Genomic DNA, 2,943 nt, shown 5'->3' on the forward strand with positions numbered 1-2,943 from the left:
CCGGTGTGGCGCAACATCGCCCTCTACCTGTGCCCTCACCACCGCCTGGCGGAACAGCTCGGTGATAGCGGCAACACTCCGGGTGGCCTCGATGGACGGCAGGTCACCCCGCTGGCCCAGTTCAGTGGCCGAATTGAAGATCAGACACCCCAGAGCCGCACGTTCACTACCGGCATCGCCGGCCGTATCGCGAAACAACCCCTCCAGGAAGCTCATCGCTGTGGGCGAGGCCTCAAGCTGGCGATGCAAGCGACCTATCAGGGTCTCCCGGTACCGTCGCAAGGCCTCCAGAAAAAGCTGCTCCTTGTTGCCGAAGGCCTGATAAAGGCTGCTGCGCGAAATCTGCATCGCCTCGAGCAGATCCCGGGTCGAGGCCGCCTCGTAACCACGGGCCCAGAAGACCTGCATGGCGGTGGTCACGGCCTGATCGGGGCTGAAAGCAAGGGGGCGTCCACGTGTCATGCAGGTAATTTAGTACTGATCGTTCCTGAATTCAAGTAAATTCCATCATCATCACTGACGGAGGCCTCGCTCAGGGAAGATGACCAGTCACGCTGAAACAGGACGTCTGGAGGCGGTCGAGCAGGCCGTCGCCCAGCGCAACACCAGCAGGCGTCCTCTTCTCGCCAGCCCTGTCGATCTAGGCTAGCTTAAAAATGATGTAACGGCCCCTTGGACCGGCCTCGCCGGTGTGCCAAAGAGGGAGGTGACGATGGGAACGATGCGGATGGGAGCAGGGCTCTTGGCCATGGCGATGCTGATGGCCACAAGCGGTTGCACGGAACCACCGCCGCCCCTGAACATGAGCGGCCCGACGGCCGACTGGCCCCACTATGGCCAGGGGCTGAATGGCTTGCGCTACTCGCCCCTGGACCAGATCGACACCGAAAACGTCGACCGGCTGGAAGAGGTCTGGCACTATCACAGCGGTGATTTCTCCCTGGGCGACGAGAACCAGACCCGAACCTCCCTGCAGGTCACGCCCATCGTCGTCAACGACAGGCTGATCTTCTGCACCCCCTATGATCGCGTCATTGCCCTGGATCCTGAAAGCGGCGAGGAACTCTGGCAGTTCGACCCCGATCTCCAGCTACGCCAGCTGCATGGTGCCTACCCGATGATCTGTCGCGGCGTGGCCCACTGGCAGGATGACGAGACCGACGAGACAGAGGAGAAAAAAGAGGAGAAAGAGTGCCTGGAACGGATCTTCACCGGCACCCAGGATTCCGAGCTGATCGCCCTGGACGCCACCACCGGCCTGCCCTGCAGCGGCTTCGGCACGGCTGGGCGAATCGCCCTTCGAGACGACCTCGGCGACGATGTCCCGCCCTGGGAGTACTACGTCACCTCGGCACCGCTGGTGGTGGATGACCTGGTCATCGTCGGCGCCCTGGTAGCCGACAACGTCCGTGCCGATGCCCCGCCAGGCGTGGTGCGCGCCTTCGATGCCCGCAGCGGCGAATTGGCCTGGGCCTGGCCCCCGGACCAGCCGTCCACCCCCACGGAAGGCCCCTACCGCCGCTCCACCGCCAACGTCTGGGCGCCCATGTCTGCCGACCCATCACGCGGCCTGCTGTTCGTGCCTACCGGCAATGCCCCACCGGACTACTTCGGAGGTCAACGCGGAGGACTCGATCACTACTCCTCCTCGGTGGTGGCCATCCATACCCGGGGCGAGCGGGCCGGCGAGGTCGCCTGGCAATTCCAGACCGTCCACCACGATCTCTGGGACTACGACGTCGGCGCACAGCCCTCGCTGATCGAGCTCGCCACGCCCGATGGGAAGGTGCCTGCGGTGGTCGTCTCCACCAAGACCGGGCATGTCTTCGTGCTCGACCGCGAGACCGGCGAGCCCCTGCACCCGGTGGAGGAACGCCCGGTGCCCCAGGATTCGGTCCCGGGTGAGTGGCTCTCGCCGACCTAGCCCTTCCCGGTCAAGCCCCCAAGCCTCTTCCCGCCGCAGTTGCAACCCGAGGACGCCTGGGGCTTCACCTTCTGGGATCGCGGCCGTTGCCGGAAACAGATTGAATCACGCCGTTCGGAGGGCCTCTTCACGCCGCCCAGCCTTCAGGGCACGGTCTCCTATCCCGCCGCCACCGGCGGTATCAACTGGGGCAGCGGCGCCATCTCGCCGGAACAGAACCTGATGGTGGTCAACCAGTCCCGGGTGCCCACCGGCATCAAACTGATCCCCCGGGAGACATTCGAAGCCTTGTCCGAGGAGGAAACCGGCGGCGACGCCGGCGGTCTGGCCGAGTCCAATCGACTCTACGGCGAGATGCAGAACACGCCCTACGCCGTCAGTGTGGATCTGCTGACCTCCCCCTTCGGCGCGCCCTGCAGCGCCCCACCCTGGGGCACCCTGACCGCCGTGGACCTGGACGCCGGCGAGATCCGCTGGGAAGTCCCCCTCGGCTCCACCCACGGCCTGGCCCCCTGGCCGCTGTGGCTGGAATGGGGCGTGCCCAACATCGGCGGCCCCATCGTCACCGCCGGAGGCCTGGTGTTCATCGCCGCCACGCCGGACAACTATCTGCGCGCCTTCGACCTGGCAACTGGCGAACGGCTATGGCGCGCCGACCTGCCCTATTCCGCCCATGCCACACCCCTGACCTTCCGGCTGGGACAGGAGCGTCGGCAGTTTCTGGTGGTGGCCGCGGGCGGCCATGTGCTCTCGGAGCCCGGCGTGCCCGCCGATGAGCCCCGCCAGCCGGCGCAGCGCTATCGCATCACCGCTCTACTGGAGGACATAGAAGCGGTACGCGAGACCCTCGGTGCGGATCAGTTCCATCTGGTAGGCCACGACTGGGGCGCCACCGTGGGTTGGTCCTATGTCACCCACCCGGACCATGCCGAACGGGTAATAAGATGGAGCTTCATCTCCGGCCCCCATCTGGCGATCTGGATGCGCTGGGCCCGGGACGAGCTTACCAGTGGACGGCC

Annotated in this window: 3 protein-coding genes; 2 read left to right on the forward strand and 1 reads right to left on the reverse strand. The window is 65.7% G+C overall.

Annotated features, from left to right (window positions below):
- Nucleotides 1-462 (reverse strand): TetR/AcrR family transcriptional regulator (locus ACESMD_RS02260; protein ID WP_372609946.1); only part of this gene is annotated, 462 nt, incomplete at its 3' end.
- Nucleotides 463-712: 250 nt separating this feature from the next.
- Between ACESMD_RS02260 and ACESMD_RS02265 the strand changes: the two genes are divergently transcribed.
- Both ACESMD_RS02265 and ACESMD_RS02270 read left to right on the forward strand, forming a co-directional pair.
- On the forward strand, nt 713-1,924 hold the full coding sequence (locus ACESMD_RS02265; protein ID WP_372609948.1) for a hypothetical protein: 1,212 nt from the start codon (nt 713-715) through the stop codon (nt 1,922-1,924).
- A gap of 39 nt (nt 1,925-1,963) precedes the next feature.
- On the forward strand, nt 1,964-2,943 hold a 980-nt coding region (locus ACESMD_RS02270), incomplete at its 3' end, for an alpha/beta fold hydrolase (protein WP_372609950.1).

Source organism: Halomonas sp. (assembly GCF_041689495.1).
In the GTDB taxonomy this organism is placed as follows: domain Bacteria; phylum Pseudomonadota; class Gammaproteobacteria; order Pseudomonadales; family Halomonadaceae; genus Halomonas.

Coding starts and splice junctions, on each gene's coding strand:
- ACESMD_RS02265 (WP_372609948.1), top strand. CDS start 713: ATGGGAACGATGCGGATGGGAGCAGGGCTCTTGGCCATGGCGATGCTG.